Annotated in this window: 15 protein-coding genes; 9 read left to right on the forward strand and 6 right to left on the reverse strand. The window is 70.7% G+C overall.

Annotated elements, in window-relative coordinates; genetic code table 11:
* Position 1: 1 nt before the first annotated feature.
* The 9 genes from OWM54_RS31625 to OWM54_RS31665 all read left to right on the forward strand — a co-directional run bounded on the left by OWM54_RS31625 (position 2) and on the right by OWM54_RS31665 (position 7925).
* On the forward strand, positions 2-805 hold the full coding sequence (locus OWM54_RS31625) for a flagellar M-ring protein FliF (protein WP_223748235.1): 804 nt from the start codon (positions 2-4) through the stop codon (positions 803-805).
* A 17-nt stretch (positions 806-822) separates the two neighbouring features.
* Positions 823-1308 (forward strand): hypothetical protein, encoded by a 486-nt coding sequence (locus tag OWM54_RS31630; RefSeq protein WP_223748236.1) that lies wholly within the window; start codon positions 823-825, stop codon positions 1306-1308.
* 141 nt (positions 1309-1449) lie between these two features.
* Positions 1450-2598 (forward strand): FliM/FliN family flagellar motor switch protein, encoded by a 1149-nt coding sequence (locus tag OWM54_RS31635; protein WP_267699885.1) that lies wholly within the window; start codon positions 1450-1452, stop codon positions 2596-2598.
* A gap of 8 nt (positions 2599-2606) precedes the next feature.
* The gene (locus OWM54_RS31640; protein ID WP_267699886.1) at positions 2607-3020 is read left to right on the forward strand and encodes a flagellar biosynthetic protein FliO; all 414 of its coding nucleotides are present in this window, start codon (positions 2607-2609) and stop codon (positions 3018-3020) included.
* Positions 3017-3742, forward strand: a complete 726-nt coding sequence (gene sctR, locus OWM54_RS31645; protein WP_223781815.1) for a type III secretion system export apparatus subunit SctR — start codon at positions 3017-3019, stop codon at positions 3740-3742. Before OWM54_RS31640 ends, sctR begins: the two co-directional genes overlap by 4 nt.
* A gap of 4 nt (positions 3743-3746) precedes the next feature.
* Complete coding sequence (locus tag OWM54_RS31650) at positions 3747-4016, forward strand: flagellar biosynthetic protein FliQ (protein WP_223748240.1); 270 nt, start codon at positions 3747-3749, stop codon at positions 4014-4016.
* Complete coding sequence (locus OWM54_RS31655) at positions 4013-4807, forward strand: EscT/YscT/HrcT family type III secretion system export apparatus protein (protein WP_046715541.1); 795 nt, start codon at positions 4013-4015, stop codon at positions 4805-4807. Before OWM54_RS31650 ends, OWM54_RS31655 begins: the two co-directional genes overlap by 4 nt.
* A complete protein-coding gene (locus tag OWM54_RS31660) occupies positions 4804-5853 on the forward strand; it encodes an EscU/YscU/HrcU family type III secretion system export apparatus switch protein (RefSeq protein ID WP_223748242.1) in 1050 nt (349 codons plus the stop codon). Before OWM54_RS31655 ends, OWM54_RS31660 begins: the two co-directional genes overlap by 4 nt.
* Complete coding sequence (locus tag OWM54_RS31665) at positions 5850-7925, forward strand: flagellar biosynthesis protein FlhA (RefSeq protein ID WP_223781818.1); 2076 nt, start codon at positions 5850-5852, stop codon at positions 7923-7925. Before OWM54_RS31660 ends, OWM54_RS31665 begins: the two co-directional genes overlap by 4 nt.
* A 7-nt stretch (positions 7926-7932) precedes the next feature.
* Here the strand turns inward: OWM54_RS31665 and OWM54_RS31670 are convergent, their stop codons facing one another.
* The 6 genes from OWM54_RS31670 to ligA all read right to left on the reverse strand — a co-directional run bounded on the left by OWM54_RS31670 (position 7933) and on the right by ligA (position 16587).
* The gene (locus OWM54_RS31670) at positions 7933-8283 is read right to left on the reverse strand and encodes an HU family DNA-binding protein (protein ID WP_046715538.1); all 351 of its coding nucleotides are present in this window, start codon (positions 8281-8283) and stop codon (positions 7933-7935) included.
* 125 nt (positions 8284-8408) lie between these two features.
* Entirely contained in the window at positions 8409-9791 is a 1383-nt protein-coding gene (locus tag OWM54_RS31675) for a YhjD/YihY/BrkB family envelope integrity protein (RefSeq protein WP_267699887.1), read from the reverse strand.
* A gap of 618 nt (positions 9792-10409) precedes the next feature.
* On the reverse strand, positions 10410-13268 hold the full coding sequence (locus tag OWM54_RS31680; RefSeq protein ID WP_267699888.1) for an Rne/Rng family ribonuclease: 2859 nt from the start codon (positions 13266-13268) through the stop codon (positions 10410-10412).
* 553 nt (positions 13269-13821) lie between these two features.
* Positions 13822-14265, reverse strand: coding sequence for a DUF3052 family protein (locus OWM54_RS31685; RefSeq protein WP_046715536.1), 444 nt, complete (start codon positions 14263-14265; stop codon positions 13822-13824).
* The gene (locus tag OWM54_RS31690; RefSeq protein ID WP_267699889.1) at positions 14262-14549 is read right to left on the reverse strand and encodes an acylphosphatase; all 288 of its coding nucleotides are present in this window, start codon (positions 14547-14549) and stop codon (positions 14262-14264) included. The genes OWM54_RS31685 and OWM54_RS31690 overlap by 4 nt, the downstream gene beginning before the upstream one ends.
* A 19-nt stretch (positions 14550-14568) precedes the next feature.
* Positions 14569-16587, reverse strand: coding sequence for an NAD-dependent DNA ligase LigA (gene ligA, locus OWM54_RS31695; RefSeq protein ID WP_267699890.1), 2019 nt, complete (start codon positions 16585-16587; stop codon positions 14569-14571).
* Between the last annotated feature and the right edge of the window lie 236 nt (positions 16588-16823).

The raw sequence follows: 16823 nt of genomic DNA on the forward strand, positions 1-16823 counted from the left end.
CATGTCATCGACTTCCCGAAGGTGGCTCGCCGTCCTGTTGCTCCTGGGGACGGCGGCGTGTCGAGAGCGCATCCAGCACGGACTGGATGAGCGGCAGGCGAACGAGCTCCAGACGGTGCTCATCCAGCGAGGGGTGGAGGCGCGCAAGGTCCTGGAGGCGGGCAAGAAGCCCTCGTGGTCCATCGAAGTCATGGGCGACCAGTCGACGGAGGCGGTGAGGGTGCTCGCGGAGCTGGGGTTGCCGAGGCCCGCGGCGGAGGTGGGCTGCGACGTCTTCGGTGGGAGCGGGCTGGTGCGCACGCCCACGGAGGAGGGGCTGTGCCGCGTGCGCGTGCTGGAGCGGGGCCTGGAGAAGACGCTCCAGTCCATGGAGGGGGTGCTGCTGGCGAGAGTCCATCTGGTGGTGCCCCCGCCGCCGCGTCCGGGGGTCGCGCCCATGCCATCGAAGGCGTCGGCGATGGTGCGGGTGATGCCCGGCCAGGCGGCGAGGGTGCGGCAGGGCTCGGAGGTCCTGAAGGCGCTCGTGGCCGGAGGCGTGGAGGGGCTGTCCACCGAGTCGGTGTCGCTGTTGGTGGACGAGGTTCCCGCGAGGGGGGAGGTGGCCGCGGCGCAGGGCCTGTCCTCGCCATGGCGGCTGCGGGTGCTGCTCGCGGTGCTCGGCGTGCTGGTGACGGGGCTGTCGGGAGCCCTCGTCTGGGTGGCGCTGCGGATGCGGCACTTCCGCGAGCTGAGTGCGACGCCCGTGGTTCCGCCCGTGCCCGCGCGGCCCGTGTTGTCGCCGGGTGCGGCGCGCAAGGTCGCCTGAGAGGAGGGACACTCGACATGGAAGCGACACGTGTGGGGCGGGTGCGTCGTCCGGCGCGGAAGGAGGAGGTGCCCGTGGCGCCGCCACCGCCGCCCGTGGACCTGGAGGCCACGGTGCACCGCCCGCTCCTGGTGGTTCCCCTGGAGCGGTACGCGCTGGTGGCGTGGGTGCTCGGGCGTGAGCGGGCAGGGGAGCTCTTGGAGGGGCTGGGAACGGGGGCGATGCGGCGCGCGAAGGTGCACCTGCGGACCCTGGCGGCGATGCCCTCGGCGCGGCGGCAGGCGAAGGTGGCGCTGGAGTTTGGTGAGCGGGCTGACGCCGCCGCGAGGTTGAAGGCCTTGATGGAGGAGGCGCCGGAGCCGCTTCGCAAGGAGGTGTTCCGGCGCCTGCCGCCCTATCACCGCACCCTGTTCCCCGGGAGGGTGGTGGAGCCGGTGGACCCGCTGGCGCCGCCGCTGCTGACTTCACTGGCCGAGCGGCTCATCCGCGAAGCCACGCGCTGACGTCCGTCCTGTTCTGCGTACCGGGCATCCCGAGCCCGGATTCCAACACCGTCCAACTCCGCGACTTCACGACACGGCCTCCTGGCGGGGGCCGTGCACGAGAGGGGTGCGTCGTCTCACTCCCCCCAAGAGCCTTCTTCGATGAACCTGGACACCGAACCGTCGATTCCACCCGAGCCGCGCAGACTGCGCCGGCTGGGGGCACGCAGGATGAGCCGGGCGCACCTCGTGCTCGCCGCGCGTCCCCGTGTCGCGAACCAGGGGCGTCAGGCCTTGGGGGATGTCTGCGAGGCGCTCGGCCGTGAGCTGGGTTGCTCCGTGACGGCCGAGGCCCGGTTGTTGGACGCGGTGGTCTCTCCGCTCGGTGGGCTGATGCGGCCGGCGGTCTTCGTCCTGTTGGAGCTGTCGGCGGTGGGCGGCGTGGCGGTGCTGGAGTTGGAGCCCGCGCTGGCCATCGCGGCGCTGGAGCGTATCGCGGGCGCGGGTGGCAGGGCGGGTGTGGTGACGGAGCTGTCCCGTCTGGAGGACGCGACGCTGGCGTACCTCGTGCTGGTGGGGCTCTCGGCGGTGCGTGCCCGGTCGGAGCTGTATCCGGTGCTGGCGCCGCGCCTGGTCGCGCTGACGATGCGGGGCGAGGACATCACGGCCCGGCTGCGGGGCCGGCAGCCCCTGGTGGGCGTGGAGCTGCGTGTCACGGTGGGGCAGGTGAGCGCGGGGGCCCGGTTGTTGTTGCCGGCCCCGCTGCTCCAGAGCGTGTTCCTGGAGTACCCGGTGGAGCGCGGCGCGAGTGTCTCGCCCGCGGTGCTCGCCGCATCGCTCGAGCTGAGGTGTCTGGTGGGGCGCATGCCGCTCACGAACCAGGCGCTGGACGCGCTCGCGGTGGGGGACGTGGTGGTCTTCGAGGGTGTGCGCCGTGAGAACGCGCGCCTCCTGGGAGACGGACGGCTGGTGGGCCGTGGCTTCTCGCTCGCGGGGACGTTCCATCCCGAGGGCTTCTGTCTGACGCGCGCGCAGGTCCGTGCGCCCTTCCCGGAGTCGAACATGCAGGCCTCGAATGAACGCAGCAGCGACGCAATGCCCCCGCTCCCCGTGGACGTGGAGGTGGAGCTGACGCGGGTGCTCGTGCCGCTCTCGGAGCTGGCGGCGTTGAAGTCGGGCGTGGTGCTGCCGCTGCACATCAACGCGAGCACGCCGGTGTTGTTGCGCGTGGGCGACCGGGTGGTGGCGCGCGCCGAGCTGGTGGACATCGAGGGCGAGGTTGGTGCCCGCATCCTGGCCCTGCTGCCGTGAGCGCGCCCATGAATGCCCGTCGGTTCTCGTTCTCCCCGCGCGCTCGCTTGCAGGTGGCGACGCTCCTGGTGCTCGCGCTGGCCCTGCTGGGGCCGATGGGAGGGGTGTCCATGGTCTCGGTGGCCCGGTGCGTGCTCCTCGTGGGCGCACTGGGGGGGCTTGGATGGTGGTGGAGACGGAGGGCGAGGGGGACGAGCGCGGCGAGCCTCGAGCGCTTGAAGGTCGTCTCCCGGGCGGGGCTGTCACCGCGGTGTGGTCTCGCGCTGGTGGAGGTGGAGGGGCGCGACTTCCTGGTGACCTTCGGGGATGCGTTCGCGCACGTGCATGCGCTGCCCGAGCGGAGACAGGCGGCTCCGTTCGTCCTGGCGCCGGCCCGTCGGCCTCGTCCGGGACGTGGGATGCGCAGGGGGATGCGGTCATGAGCGGCGGACTGGGGTGGCTCGTGCCGTTGGTCGCCGCGGCGTCCCCGGAAGGGATGCTCGGTCAGCAGTCCTTCGCGGGCAGTCCGCTGTCGATGATGGGGATGCTCGCGCTGATGTCGCTCTTGCCGTTCGCGGTGCTGATGCTGACGAGCTTCTCGAAAATCGCGGTGGTGTTGTCGCTGGCGCGCTCGGCCATGGGGACGCAGCAGGCGCCGCCGACGTTGGTGCTGACGGGGCTGGCGGCGGTGCTGACGGGCCACATCATGGCCTCGGTGATGGAGCGGATGTACGACGCGGGGCAGCTCGCCTACCAGGAGCTCGAGTCCGGCTCCGGTGCGCGGATTCTCGACTCGGCCGCTCGGGTAGCCGAGCCCCTGCGCGAGTTCCTGGTGAAGCATGGCAGCGCCGAGGAGCGGGCCCGCTTCGTGGACCTGGCGCGTGAGCTGCGGCCGCCGGAGGAGGCGGAGGCGGTCCAGGAGACGGACCTCTTCGTCATCATCCCAGCCTTCGTCATCACCGAGCTGAAGGAGGCCTTCCAGATTGGCTTCCTCGTCTTCCTCCCGTTCCTGGTGCTCGACATGGTCATCGCCAACGTGTTGCTCGCGCTGGGGATGCAGACGCTGTCGCCCAGCCAGGTGAGCCTGCCCTTCAAGATCCTCCTCTTCGTGGCGGTGGATGGTTGGTCGCTGCTCGCGCGCGGCCTCATCCTCGGATACCGGTGACGCGATGACCCAGGACGTGTTGCTGTCGCTGGGCCGTGAGGCCTTGTTGTTGATGGTGCTCGCGTCGCTGCCGCCCGTCGGGGCCAGCCTGCTGGTGGGCTTCCTGTCGGGGCTGTTCCAGGCGACGACGCAGCTGCAGGAGAGCACCCTGTCGGTGGTACCCAAGCTGTGCGCTGCGGTGTTCGCCCTGGTGCTCGCGGGGCCGTGGATCGCCGCCCAGCTCACGCGCTTCACCCACCAGCTCCTGACGCTCATCGCGGAGGTCTCGGTATGAACCTGGAGCTGGTTCGCTCGTCGCTGGAGGCGCTCGGGCCGGACGCCGCCGTGGTGGCGCTGTGCTGCGCGCGGCTCGTGCCCGTGGCCTTCCTGTGCCCCGTGCTGGGTGGACAGGCCACGCCGCCGACGGTGCGGTTGGGGCTGGTGCTGTCCCTGGCGTTGTTCCTCCGAGTAGAGGGAGGCGTGGAGTTGCCGGCGCCGGTGACGTCGTCGTGGACGCTGGCGGGCTGGTTGCTGCGGGAGCTGGCCTATGGCGTGTCGGTGGGGATGGTCTCCGCGCTGCCGTTCGACGCGGCGCGGATGGGGGGAAGGTTCATCGACCTGTTGAGGGGCACGTCCGCGGAGGCGAGCCTGCCGGTGTCGGGGAGCCGCGAGTCCGCCACGGGCGAAGGGTTGCATCAACTGCTCTTGGGGCTGGTGATGTCGGGCGCGGTGGCGCCGCTCGTGTTCGGCGCCTGGGTGCGTGGATTCGGCGTGGTGGGGCTGGGGGCCTTCGTGCCGACGGAGGCCGCGACGCTGCACGTGGTCGTGCTCGCGGGAGGCGCGCTGGCCACGGGCCTGGCGGTGGGCGCGCCGATGGCGGCGGCGATGCTGACGGTGGATTGCTTCCTGGCGATGGCGTCGCGCGCGGCGCCGCAGCTGAACCTGCAGGAGCTGGGAGCGCCGCTGCGCATCCTGGGGGGCGGCGCGGTGTTGTGGTTGGGGACAGGCGTGTTGTGTGAGCGATTGCTGGCGGAAGTCGTCTCCACGGGCGGGGCGCTCTCGGTGTTGGGGGAGCTGGCCCGATGAGTGGGGAGAAGACGGAGCAGCCCTCCGCGAAGCGTCTGCGCGAGGCTCGCCGCAAGGGGCAGATTCCGCGCAGCCGACTGTTGTCCTCCAGCGCGGTGACGTTGGGAGGCGTGCTCGGCTTCATGGCGGGCTCGGCGCCGCAGGTGGCGCGGCTGCGGGACTGGACGTCGCGGTTGTTCCTCGAGCAGCAGGGGGCGGGCGCCTGGGAGGAGGGGCTCTGGATTTTCATGGGCATGAGCGGGCCCGTGCTCGGCGGCGCGCTCATCGCGTCGCTGGGCGTCAGCGTGGCCACCGTGGGGTTCGAGATGAATCCCGAGCACGTGGCGCCCCAGTGGGAGCGTGTCAGCCCCGCGGCTGGGATGAAGCGGCTGTTCAGCGTGAAGCCGTGGCTGGAGCTGGGCAAGGCGCTGGTCGTGGTGGCCGTGGTCGCGATGTTCGTGTGGAGCGAGGTGGAGGAACTGGGGCCGCAGGTGCTGCGGACCGCGTGGCTCGCGGGCGGCGAGGGGCTGCCGCTCTTGCTGGGGCGCATCGAGGGGCTGGTGCACACCCTGGCCTGGGTGCTGGTGGTGTTGGGAGTGGGGGACTACCTGCTCGCCCGACGGAGCCACTTTCGTGAGCTGCGGATGAGCCGGGAGGAGCTCAAGCGCGAGCACAAGGAGAGCGAGGGAGACCCGCGCCACAAGGGACAGCGCAAGGCGTTGCACCGGCAGCTCGCGCAGGGCGGACCGGCTCGGGGCGTGGCCCGGGCCACCGCGGTGGTCGTCAATCCCACGCATCTCGCGGTGGCGCTCCGTTACGACACCCAGGAGTGCGAGGCGCCCTACCTCGTCGCGAAGGCGCGTGAGGAGGAGGCGCTCGCGCTGCGCGAGGAGGCACGTCGGCTCGGCATCCCCGTGGTGCGGGACGTGCCGCTGGCGCGGAGCCTCATCCACTACGACCTGGGGGAGCCCATCCCCGAGGAGCTGTACCAGGCGGCGGCGGTCGTCCTCCGCACGGCGATGGAAGCGCGGGACGCGGACGAATCATCTCGGAGACGGACTTCATGAAGGCCCTGACGTCGTGGTTGTCGAAGGTGAAGAGCTCATCGGACCTGGTGCTCGCGGTGGCGATGGCCGCCGTGCTGGGCGCGCTCATCATCCCCCTGCCGGCGTGGCTGCTGGACGCGGGCCTGGCGCTGAACCTTGCGGCGGGCGTGGCGCTGCTGGTGGCGGCGCTGCGAGCGAAGGACGCGCTGAAGGTGACGTCCTTCCCGACGTTGCTGTTGTTCACCACGCTGTTCCGACTGGCGCTCAATGTCTCGTCCACGCGGCTGGCGCTCGCGGAGGGGCACGCGGGCGACGTCATCCAGGCGTTCGGTGAGTTCGTGGTGCAGGGGGACTACGTGGTCGGCGGCGTGGTGTTCGCCATCCTCTCGCTGGTGCAGTTCCTGGTGGTGGCGAAGGGCGCGGAGCGTGTCGCGGAGGTGTCCGCCCGGTTCACCCTGGACGCGATGCCAGGCAAGCAGATGTCCATCGACGCGGACCTGCGCGCGGGGGCCATCGACCAGGCTCAGGCCCGCAAGCGCCGGAGGGATTTGGAGCGCGAGTCGCAGATGTTCGGCGCGATGGACGGCGCGATGAAGTTCGTGAAGGGCGACGTCATCGCGGGCCTCGTCATCGTCGCGGTGAACCTGCTCGGTGGCTCGCTCATCGGCGTGTTGCAGGGAGGGCTGTCGCTCTCCGAGGCGGCCGCGACGTTCGCGCTCATCGCCATCGGTGACGGGCTCGTGTCGCAGGTACCCTCGCTCTGCATCACCGTGGCGGCGGGGCTCGTCGTCACGCGGGTGGCCTCGGAGCGCGAGGAGGACTCGCTGGGCGCGGAGATCGGCGCGCAGTTCTTCGGCGAGGCCCGGACGCTCTGGGTCGTCGCGGGACTGTGTGGCGTCCTCGCGCTGATGCCGGGCATGCCGCACCTGACGTTCCTGGTGCTGGCGGCGGCCCTGGCGGGACTCGGGTATGCCCTGTCACGCGGCGCGGCCCGTCCGGTGGCGGCGGCAAGCGAGTCGGAGGCGTCGGGCGAGAAGGCGGGGGCTTCCGGGAAGGAAGCGGCTCCGCCGATGAGCGCGGCGCTCCCCGTGGGTGTGTCCCCGCTCACCCTGGACCTCGCGCCGGACCTGACGGTGCTGACGCAGTCCTCGGGGGGCGCGTTCGTGCATGAACAGCTCAACGCGGTTCGGGACGAGCTCTTCTTCGAGCTGGGCATCCGTGTCCCCGGCATCCGCGTGAGGACCCAGGCCGCCTATCTGTCCCCGGGGGAGTATCGAATCCTGGTGGACGAGGTCCCCGCGGGCGGCGGGCAGCTGACCCCGGGCGTGCTCTATGCCCTGGCGCCTCCGGACGAGCTCGCGTTCCTCCAGGTGAAGGCGGAGCCGGCGGTGGAGCCCTCGACGGGGAGGAGCATCAGTCGGATTCCGGAGTCGGGCCGCGGCCCGGTGGAGCTCGCCCAGGTCCAGGTGCTGCGCCCCGAGGCGCTGCTCGCCGAGCACCTGCGCGTTGTGCTGCGGAGCCGGGCGGCGGAGCTGTTGGGGCTCCAGGATGTCCAGGGCCTCCTGGAGGGGCTGGAGCCGCGTGCGCCGATGCTGGTGAAGGAGGCGCTCCAGAAGGTGCCGTTGCCGCTGTTGACGGACGTGCTGCGCAAGCTGCTCCAGGAGGGCGTGAGCATCCGGGACTTGAGGGCCATCCTGGAGGCGCTCGTGTCACCCACCACCGAGGGGGACGCCACCGCGCTCGCCGAGCGCTGCCGACAGGCCCTGCGTCGCTACCTCAGCCACAAGTTCGCGCCCACGGGGCCGCTGTATGCGTACCTGGTGGACCCCGAGGTGGAGGAGATTCTCCGGGCCGCCGGGCCCAGGGGGCTCTCGCCGGACCCGGAGCGGGTGGCGGAAATCCTGGAGGGGGTGCGTCAGGTCGCGACGGGCGGGAAGGCCGTGCTGCTCACCGCGCCGGATGTGCGCAGGTCACTGCGCAGGCTGTGCGAGGGGGCGTTCCCGGACGTGGCGGTGCTCACGTACGGCGAGCTGGATGGCGCCCTGCAGATTCGTCCCATCGGTCGGCTGTCGCCGGTGTCCCATGGGATGTGAGGGTGGGTCAGAGGCCGGTGCCGGTGCTGCCGGGGCCCTTGCTCTCGGGGGACGCCAGGTCCGCCTGGGCCTGCTGGGGGGCGGGGCGGTTGACCCTGTCGCGCAGCTCCTTGCCCGTGCGGAAGAGCAGGCCCCGCTTGGGCTTCACCGGGATGACCTGGCCCGTCTTCGGGTTGCGACCCTGGTAGCCCTGGTAGTTCTTCACGTGGAAGGCACCGAGGCCGCGAATCTCGATGTTCTCGCCGCGACAGAGGGCATCCTTCATCGACTCGAAAATCGTCTCGATGGTGGCCTCAGCCTGCTTCTGCGTCACGCCCCGCTTGGCCACGAGGATGTTGATCAGATCGGACTTGAGCATCGGACGCTCCCGCAAACCCGGTGACCCCTTCGCAACAGGGCACTCTGGCCCGTGGTCGAATCAGGAAAACATAACAGAACGCGCCGGCACTGCAAGCAGGGTGGACTCCCAACCACCTAGAAACTTTACGGATTTCCGCTGGCTGCCATTCGGGGGGGCTCCGAGGGGGCCTCCTGGGCGACTTCAGGCCGCAGGGGCGCCACCAGGTCCGTCCAGCGCGTGCGTCGCAGGCGCTCGACGCCGAGGCAGTCCGCCTCCTGGAAGAAGTGCTCCACCTGCTCGAAGCCGGTGGCCTTGGGGCCATCCCAGGTGTCCGCCCCGCCGGAGATCATCACCCCGTGCACGGCGAGGGTGGTGTCGGCCAGGGTGAGGGAGGCGGGGTCCCTGGCGGGCCTCAAGCCCCCCCGGCGCAGGCGCTCCAGGAGGCCGGCGGTGACCATGCGGTCGACCACCTCGTGGACGAGCGATTCGGGGACGCGAAGCCGGGTCGCCAGCACCCGGGGCGTGGGAGCTGGACCTCCGTCCACCCACGTCAGCGTCGTCTCCTGGGCGATGCGCGAGGCGACCAGCTCATGGGCGCGTGGGTGGGTGCCGAAGGCGAAGAGGGAGTCGCGGAAGGCGGTGTGCTCGACGGCGTAGGCGAGCCGCGCTCCAAAGAGGAGCACGAGCCAGCTGACGTAGACCCAGGCGAGGAAGAGGGGCAGGGCGCTCAGCGAGGCGTAGAGCAGGTTGTAGCGGAAGCTGCGCGCGGCGAACTCGGCGTACACCGACTTGGCCAGGATCCAACCCAGGCCCGCGACGAGCCCCCCCGCCAGGGCGGAGCGGACCCGGACATGGGCGTAGGGGGTCCAGAAGTAGAGCAGCGTCAGGCCCACCACGGCGATGAGGGTGGTGCCGAGCGCGATGAGGACGCTGGCGAAGGGCAGGCTCTGGAGGACGCCGCGCACGGCCCGCGTCCCGGTGAGCGAGGCCGCGAGGAAGACGGGGCCCAACAGGAGCAGGCCCGAGTAGATGAGCAGCCGGGTGCCCCAGGGGCGCTGGCGGCGGATGCCCCACAGCTCGTTCACCGCGCCGTCGATGTGGCGCAGCAGGGAGCCCGCGGACAGGAGGATGGCCAGGAAGCCGACGCTGCCGATGGCCACGGAGTTGCTCTGCTCGAGGAGCTGGTTGAGCACCGCGGCGGACTTCTCCTGGACGCCGGGGGCGAGCATCTCCCTCACGACGAAGCGCAGCCGCTCCTCGAAGCGGTCCTGGTGGAACGCGTTGAGCAGGACGAGGCCCACCGTCAGCAGCGGCACCAGCGAGAACATGCTGATGTAGGTGAGCGCGGCGGCGCGGAGTCGGAGGTTCTCTCCGCGAAAGCCCTGGGCCACGGTCCTCGCGGCGAGGAACGTGTCGGTCGCGAAGCGGCCCACCTGGGTTCCCTGCACGGGTTCCCAGACGCGCAGCGCCCAGTCACGGGCACGCTCGCGCGTGCTCCGCCACCACGACGCTGGAGTCGAGGGCATGGCCAACCTCAGGCGCTCCTGCCCATGCGCTGGTGCACCGCGCGGTGGCTCGGTGGGCGGTGAGGGCGCTGGAGTGGAGCGGAGGTGGGTGTCATCCGAGGCGGAAGCAGACCGGGAGCCGACGACGCTCCGCGACATGGAGTCGCAAGGCTAGCCAAACCTGTACCTCCAGGGCCAGCCCACCTCCCGTGGATAGGCGCCTGTCGCGGCACATTGACCGACATCCAGGAGGCCTCGTGCGAGCCAGGGCCGGACGCAGGCCTCATCGTTGAGAAGAGGGAGGCGCGCGCATCCGTCACGGGACGTCATGCGTGATTCGACGGTGCCTGCTCCCACAAGCGCGATTCTTCCGGCTCCTGGCCGAGGATTGGGGCGACGCGGAGCCTGATGGCTGGCCCCTCCCAGCGGTCCGGACCTGGCACCGGGCCCAGACCACTTCGCACCCATGAAGGGGCGGCAGTTCCAGTCCGTGATGCCAGAGGAGGGTGCTGCCGTTCCAATCCCGAGGGTGAGGAAGTGGGCCACTACGGAGCCCACTCCACTTGGCTTCCATGGGATGGCTGATGCCTGGGTGAGAAGGGCGGTCACCTAAGCGCCGCCCCGCCTCACCTCGCGGAATCAGGTCGAGCTACCGCCCGACGGCTCCGAGCCACCCTGGCCCGATGCCGGAGGCGTCGAGCCACCACTGCTCTCGCCGCCGTTGCCTCCCGCGGAGCCCTGGTTGCCACCGCGCTCGCCACGCTCTCCGCCCCGGTCACCGCGCTCGCCGCCTTGTTCGCCGCGAGGACGGTCACCGCGTTCGCCGCGCTCGCCCCGTGGGCCGCGGTCACCACGCTCACCGCGTTCGCCGCGCTCACCGCCACGGTCGGCACGCTCACCGCGCTCGTTGCGCTCACCACCCCGGTCGCCGCGCTCACCGCCCCGGTCACCACGCTCGCCGCCACCACGCTCACCGCGCTCACCGCCCCGGTCACCGCGCTCACCGCCACCACGCTCACCGGCCCGGTCACCACGCTCACCGCGCTCGCCCCGGTCACCACCCCGCTCACCGCGAGGACGGTCTCCGCCACGGTCCGGACGACGGCCGTCACGGCGGTCATCGCGCCGGTCTCCGCCGCCACCACCACCACCGCCCCGGTCCCTGTCGCGATCCCTGCCGCCACCACCGCCCCGGCGGTTCTGGTCCTGCCGCCCGAAGCCGCCGCTGTCCGGCTTGCGCTGCTGCATCGCCAGCTCGCCGTCACCCGAGCCAGGGGACGAGGCCACCTTGTGCTCGGGGCCCGTCGCCGAGCGACCATAGATGTCGTACTGCTCGCGGTGGTAGTTCTGCTGCGCCTTGACCTGGATGGACTTGTTGTAGCGGTCCATCAGGTGCCGCAGCTCGTTGCGCTCCTCGCCCTGGAGCAGGCGCGCGACCTCCGCGTTGCAGTTGATGACCAGCGTGGAGTCCTTGTAGCCCGGCGCCTCCCGGCGAATCTCCCGGAAGATCTCGTACGCCACCGTCGTCGCCGTCTTCACGAAGCCGTTGCCGTCGCAGTACGGGCAGTCCTCGTGCAGCACCCGGCCGATGGACTCTCGCACGCGCTTGCGCGTCATCTCCACCAGGCCCAGCTCGGAGATGCGCAGCACGTTGGTCTTCGCCTTGTCGCGCCCCAGCGCCTCCTGCAGCGCCTTGAAGACCTTGTCCCGGTTCTGCGCCTTCTCCATGTCGATGAAGTCGCAGATGATGATGCCGCCGATGTTGCGCAGCCGGAGCTGGTACACAATCTCCTTGGCCGCCTCGACGTTGATCTTGGTGATGGTCTCCTCGAGGCTCTTCTTACCGACGTAGCGTCCCGAGTTGACGTCGATGGCCGTGAGCGCCTCGGCCTGGTCGATGATGAGGTAGCCGCCGCTCTTCAGCCACACCTTGCGCTGGGTGGCCCGCTGCAGCTCCTGCTCGATGCCGTACGCGTCGAAGACGGTGTCGTCGCCCTCGTGCAGCGCCACCCTGTCGCGCAGCGCCGGGTCCTGCGCCGTCACGAAGCCCAGGATGCGCTCGTACTCCTCGCGGTCGTCGACGACGAGCTTCTCCACGTCGTGCGCGAACAAGTCGCGCGTGGCGCGCAGGATGAGGTCCAGGTCCGGATGCAACAGACCGGGGCCGCCCCGCTTCTCGTTCTTGCGCACCACCTGGTTCCACACCTCGATGAGGAACCGGATGTCGCTCTCGAGCTTCTCCTGCGGAACGTTCTCCGCCACCGTGCGCACGATGAAGCCCGTGCCGGGCGGACGCAGCCGGTCCACGATTTCTCGCAGCCGCCGGCGCTCCTTCTCGTTGGAGATGCGGCGGCTGATGCCCACGTGGTCCACCGTGGGCATGAACACCAGCTGACGGCCCGGAATCGAGATGTGCGAGGTGAGCCGCGCGCCCTTGGTGCCGATGGGGTCCTTGGAAATCTGGACCACCACCTCCTGGCCCACCTTCAGCAAGTCCTCGATCTTGTCCGTCCGGCGCTGCTTGACCTTCTCCTTGCCGTTGCCGTCGTCATCGCGCTTGTCGCGGCGCTTCTCGTCCTGCTTGTGACGGCCCTTGTCCTTCTCCTTCTCCCGGCCGCGCGGCTCGCGCGCCTCCCGGGCCTCGCGCGGCGTGCGGCGCTCACCGGAGACCTCGGCGGGACGGGCCACGGCCAGCGCGCCCTCCTCACCGGCGGGCGGCGGAATCAGCTCGCTCAGCGCGGTGGCCGCGGCCGGCGGCGGCTCGGGCTGCTGCTGCGCCGCCGCCACACCGTCCTCGGACACCGGCGCCTGGGACGCGGCCTCGGCCGACTCCGACGCGGGGGAGGGGACCTCCTGCACCGCCACCGCCACGGACGCGGTCTCCACCGAGGCCGTCGCGCCCTCCACGGACACCGACACCTCGCTGGCCACCACCGTCACGGAAGGCTCGCTGGCGGACGGCGCGGCCTCGGACGTCGTCGGCGCGGCCTCGGCCACGGCGGACTCCGTCCCGGATGCCACCTCCACCGACGGCGCGTTCGCCGCCAGCTCCAGGCGGGTGTCCTTCGGCAGGCCCTCGAGGTGCGCGGGAGCCTCGGCCGACAGCTCCTCGACCTCCGCCTCCGCCGCGTGCTCCACGGGGTGGTGGTGCTGCGGACCCCCGTTCCGGGCGGCGGCCTCGGCGGCCTCGGCCTCGGACTCGGTGGGGACGTCGGGCGCGTCCTCGTGCTCGCCCTCGGTCAGCTCGAACTGCGCCCGGGCGAAGTCCGGGTCGTAGACGACGTCGCTGACGTAGAGGAACGCGGCCTTCTCCAGGCCGATGTCCACGAAGGCCGCCTGCATGCCGGGCAGCACCCGGACCACGCGACCCTTGTAGATGTTGCCGACGACGCCCTTGTCCTTCTTACGCTCGAGATAGAACTCCGCGATGTGCCCGTTCTCGACGAGCGCCACGCGGGTCTCCCGACCCGCGGCGTTGATGACGAGGATGCTGCTCATGGACGAATCCTGGACGCGCGCGCGGTAGGGCGGACCTCACCGGACGGGAGGCGGCAAGACGCCGCGCCTGCGTGCACGCTGCGAAAGGAGAGGCGGCCTCCGGAGGCCCTCCAGTCAGGACGTCCTCCCCGGTCTGTCCGGGAACGGCACACGTCACGCTGTCGAGGGCCAAGGGGACCACCGCCTGCTCCTCCGAGTTCAATTGCTCCGCTTTGCCACCGGCACCCTGCCGGGCGGAGCCTTGTCTTCAACCGCGTTCGAGGTCCTCCACCACGCGCGTGCCGCCCGCTCCTTCCTTCCACACCCGGTCGGTGCCCTGCAGTGGGTCACCTTGGGGGGGCGACTTGGAGCCCCGGCGCAGCCGACGCGCCCGGAGGTATCCGGGAACGCAACCCGTCAAAAATTCAAGACTGGGCGTGACCTTCGCCAATGCGGAGCGTCACACAAGCGCCCAGAAACACGGGGAGTTTTTCACGCCCCCGGCACACGTGTAAAGCCGAGAAACGGCATCCATCCACTGTCGGGCAGATGCCGGGTGCCTCCCTGGCAGGTCTCAGGCCTGGGCGGGGGCCTGCTTGCGGCCCTCGGGCTTGTCCAGCCGCCCGCGGGGCCTGCGCACCAGCCTCAGGCCCGTCCAGGTGGCGTCGATGGTGCAGATTTTGTTGTCCACCAGGCCGATGTCGAGCGCCGCCTGGCGCACGAAGTCCTCGGAGAGGGTCGTCTTGACGCCCTCGCCGCCGGGCCAGCAGACCCAGATGCCCCCGGTGAGGGCCATGGCGCGCGCCAGGGCGGGCAGCCGCTGCACCAGCTCCGTCGCGTCCTGGGAGAAGAAGAGGATGACATCCAGGCCCGTCTGCGCGGTGATGAGGAACTCCACCCCGTCCGGCAGCGGATTGAGCTTCTGCACGAAGCCGCGCGGCGGGTTGATGACGGAGACCTTGGACCCGGCCCGGATGCCCAGCATGGCCGGCAGGGATGCCAGCGCGTAGGGCGTCATGATGTGCGCTCCACGATGAAGTGACGGTACTCGCCGGTGGCCTCGCCGTCCGTGCGCTCGACGCCGGTGACGCGCGCCTGCTCGGGACCTCGGTGACACCACCGGATGAACTCCTCCAGCATCTCAGGCTCTCCCTCCGCCACCGCCTCCACCGAGCCCTCCGAGCGGTTCCTCACCCAGCCCGACAGCCCCAGGCGCGTGGCCTCCACGCGGGCGCTCTCCCGGAAGAAGACGCCCTGCACCTTGCCCTGGATGCGCAGGGACACCCGCCTGGAACCGCTCATGAACCGAATGCCTCACCCTCTAGGCGTCCGCTCGCAACAGCCCGAGGAACGCTTCCTCATCCAGGATTCTTACCCCGAGTTCCTGGGCCTTCTTCAGCTTGCTGCCCGCATCGTCGCCGGCCACCACGAAATCGGTCTTGCGCGAGACACTTCCGGCGACCTTCCCACCCCGCCGCTCGACCTCCTCCTTCGCCTGCTCCCGCGTCATACCCGTCATCGAGCCGGTGAGCACCACCGTCTTACCAATGAACGGGCCTCCCGTGGCCACCTGGGGCGGGGCGGGTGCGACCCCGGCGTTGAGCAGCGCGAGGATGGCCTCGCGGTTCTGGGGCTCCTGGAAGAAGGTGTGGATGACCTGCGCCATGACCGCGCCCACGTCCTTGACGCGGGAGACATCCTCCAGGGACGCGTCGAAGAGCTGCTTGACCTGGGGGAAGGCTTCCGCGAGCGCCTTGGCGGTGGCGTCCCCCACGTGGCGGATGCCCAGCGCGTAGAGGAAGCGGCGCTGGGTGGTCGTCTTGGAGCGCTCGATGGAGGCCAGCAGGTTCTCCGCGCTCTTGTCGCCCATGCGCTCGAGCGTCATCAGCTTGGGCTTGGTGAGCGCGTACAGGTCCGCGAACGTCTTCACGGTGCCGGTGGCCACCAGCTGCGCGGCCAGCTTGTCGCCCAGGCCCTCGATGTCCATGGCGATGCGGCTGGCGAAGTGGCGGATCTTCTCCACCAGCTGCGCGGGGCAGGACGCGCCGGTGCACCGGATGACGGCGCCGTCCTCGTCCTTCACCGCCACCGCACCGCACACCGGGCAGTGCTTGGGGAACTCGAAGGGCTTTGAGTCCTCGGGGCGCTTGGAGAGCACCGTGGAGACGATCTCCGGAATCACGTCCCCCGCGCGGCGCACGAAGACGGTGTCGCCCTTGCGCACGTCCTTGCGCCGCAGCTCGTCCTCGTTGTGCAGCGTGGCGCGCGCCACGGTGACGCCGCCCACCTTCACGGGCTTCAGGTGCGCCACGGGCGTGAGGGCGCCGGTGCGGCCCACCTGGATGCCGATGTCCTGCACCAGCGTGGACTCCTCCTCGGGCGGGAACTTGTACGCCACCGCCCAGCGCGGGCTCTTGGAGACCTGGCCCAGGCGCTTGCGCTGGTCCTCGTCGTCCACCTTCACCACCATGCCGTCCACCTCGAAGGGCAGCTCGTGGCGGCCCTTCAGTGAGGCGTCATAGGCGGCGCGCACCCCGTCGATGCCCGCCGCGCGCACGTAGCGGTTGATGGGCAGGCCCAGCGACTTGAGGTACTCGAGCTTCTCGATGTGCGTCTTGAAGGCGGGCACGCCCTCGGTGGGGACACACTCGTAGAGGTAGACGGAGAGCGGACGCTGCGCGGTCTCCTTCGGGTCCAGCTGGCGCAGGCTGCCGGCGGCCGCGTTGCGCGGGTTGGCGAAGAGCGGCTCGCCCTCCTCCTCGCGCTTCTCGTTGAGCTTCTGGAAGTCCGCCTTGCGGATGAAGACCTCGCCGCGCACCTCCAACAGCTCGGGCACCTTCACCCCGTCCTGGGGGAAGAGCTCCATGGGCAGGCTGCGGATGGTGCGCAGGTTGCCCGTCACGTCCTCGCCCGTGGTGCCGTCGCCGCGGGTGGCGCCCTGCACGAAGAGGCCCTTCTCGAAGCGCAGGGCGATCGCCAGCCCGTCCAGCTTGGGCTCGCAGACGTAGTGGACGGCGGGGATGCCGAGCATCTTGCGGATGCGCTCGTCGAACTCCACCAGCCCCTCGTCCTCGAAGAGGTTGGCGAGCGACAGCATGGGGACGCGGTGGACCACCTGGCCGAACTCGTCCGCGGCCTGGCCGCCCACGCGCTGGGTGGGCGAGTCCGGCGTCTGCAGGGTGGGGTGCTGCTCCTCCAGCCCCTGCAGCTCGCGCATCAGCGTGTCGTACTGGATGTCGCTGATCTCCGGCGAGTCGAGCACGTAGTAGCGGTGGTTGTGGTGGGCCAGCTCACGACGGAGCTCGCGGGCTCGGGCTTCGGCTTTCTGGAAGTCGTCCACGGTGGGCGGTCCTTACCCCAAAACGCCCCCGCGTGAGGGCGTGTCCATGGCGCGCAATCTAGAGCGACACCCCGACATCGCGTCGACTGCCTCCCGCCATGTCCCCCGCGTGCACGGGGCCACACGCCCCGCCACGTAGGCCCCGCCTCATGCCGGCGGTGAGGCGCGCCCGCGTGATGCCCGTCGTGCGGGGCGGGGTGGGGGGCGTCAGTCCTGCCCGCGCGGGCCCACCCCCA

Source organism: Myxococcus sp. MISCRS1 (genome assembly GCF_026626605.1).
Lineage (GTDB): Bacteria > Myxococcota > Myxococcia > Myxococcales > Myxococcaceae > Myxococcus > Myxococcus fulvus.

What these genes read in the sequence shown, in the direction of transcription:
- OWM54_RS31625 (WP_223748235.1), top strand. Translation starts at nt 2, where the DNA reads ATGTCATCGACTTCCCGAAGGTGGCTCGCCGTCCTGTTGCTCCTGGGG.
- OWM54_RS31630 (WP_223748236.1), top strand. Translation starts at nt 823, where the DNA reads ATGGAAGCGACACGTGTGGGGCGGGTGCGTCGTCCGGCGCGGAAGGAG.
- OWM54_RS31635 (WP_267699885.1), top strand. Translation starts at nt 1,450, where the DNA reads ATGAACCTGGACACCGAACCGTCGATTCCACCCGAGCCGCGCAGACTG.
- OWM54_RS31640 (WP_267699886.1), top strand. Translation starts at nt 2,607, where the DNA reads ATGAATGCCCGTCGGTTCTCGTTCTCCCCGCGCGCTCGCTTGCAGGTG.
- sctR (WP_223781815.1), top strand. Translation starts at nt 3,017, where the DNA reads ATGAGCGGCGGACTGGGGTGGCTCGTGCCGTTGGTCGCCGCGGCGTCC.
- OWM54_RS31650 (WP_223748240.1), top strand. Translation starts at nt 3,747, where the DNA reads ATGACCCAGGACGTGTTGCTGTCGCTGGGCCGTGAGGCCTTGTTGTTG.
- OWM54_RS31655 (WP_046715541.1), top strand. Translation starts at nt 4,013, where the DNA reads ATGAACCTGGAGCTGGTTCGCTCGTCGCTGGAGGCGCTCGGGCCGGAC.
- OWM54_RS31660 (WP_223748242.1), top strand. Translation starts at nt 4,804, where the DNA reads ATGAGTGGGGAGAAGACGGAGCAGCCCTCCGCGAAGCGTCTGCGCGAG.
- OWM54_RS31665 (WP_223781818.1), top strand. Translation starts at nt 5,850, where the DNA reads ATGAAGGCCCTGACGTCGTGGTTGTCGAAGGTGAAGAGCTCATCGGAC.
- OWM54_RS31670 (WP_046715538.1), bottom strand. Translation starts at nt 8,283, where the DNA reads ATGCTCAAGTCCGATCTGATCAACATCCTCGTGGCCAAGCGGGGCGTG.
- OWM54_RS31675 (WP_267699887.1), bottom strand. Translation starts at nt 9,791, where the DNA reads ATGCCCTCGACTCCAGCGTCGTGGTGGCGGAGCACGCGCGAGCGTGCC.
- OWM54_RS31680 (WP_267699888.1), bottom strand. Translation starts at nt 13,268, where the DNA reads ATGAGCAGCATCCTCGTCATCAACGCCGCGGGTCGGGAGACCCGCGTG.
- OWM54_RS31685 (WP_046715536.1), bottom strand. Translation starts at nt 14,265, where the DNA reads ATGACGCCCTACGCGCTGGCATCCCTGCCGGCCATGCTGGGCATCCGG.
- OWM54_RS31690 (WP_267699889.1), bottom strand. Translation starts at nt 14,549, where the DNA reads ATGAGCGGTTCCAGGCGGGTGTCCCTGCGCATCCAGGGCAAGGTGCAG.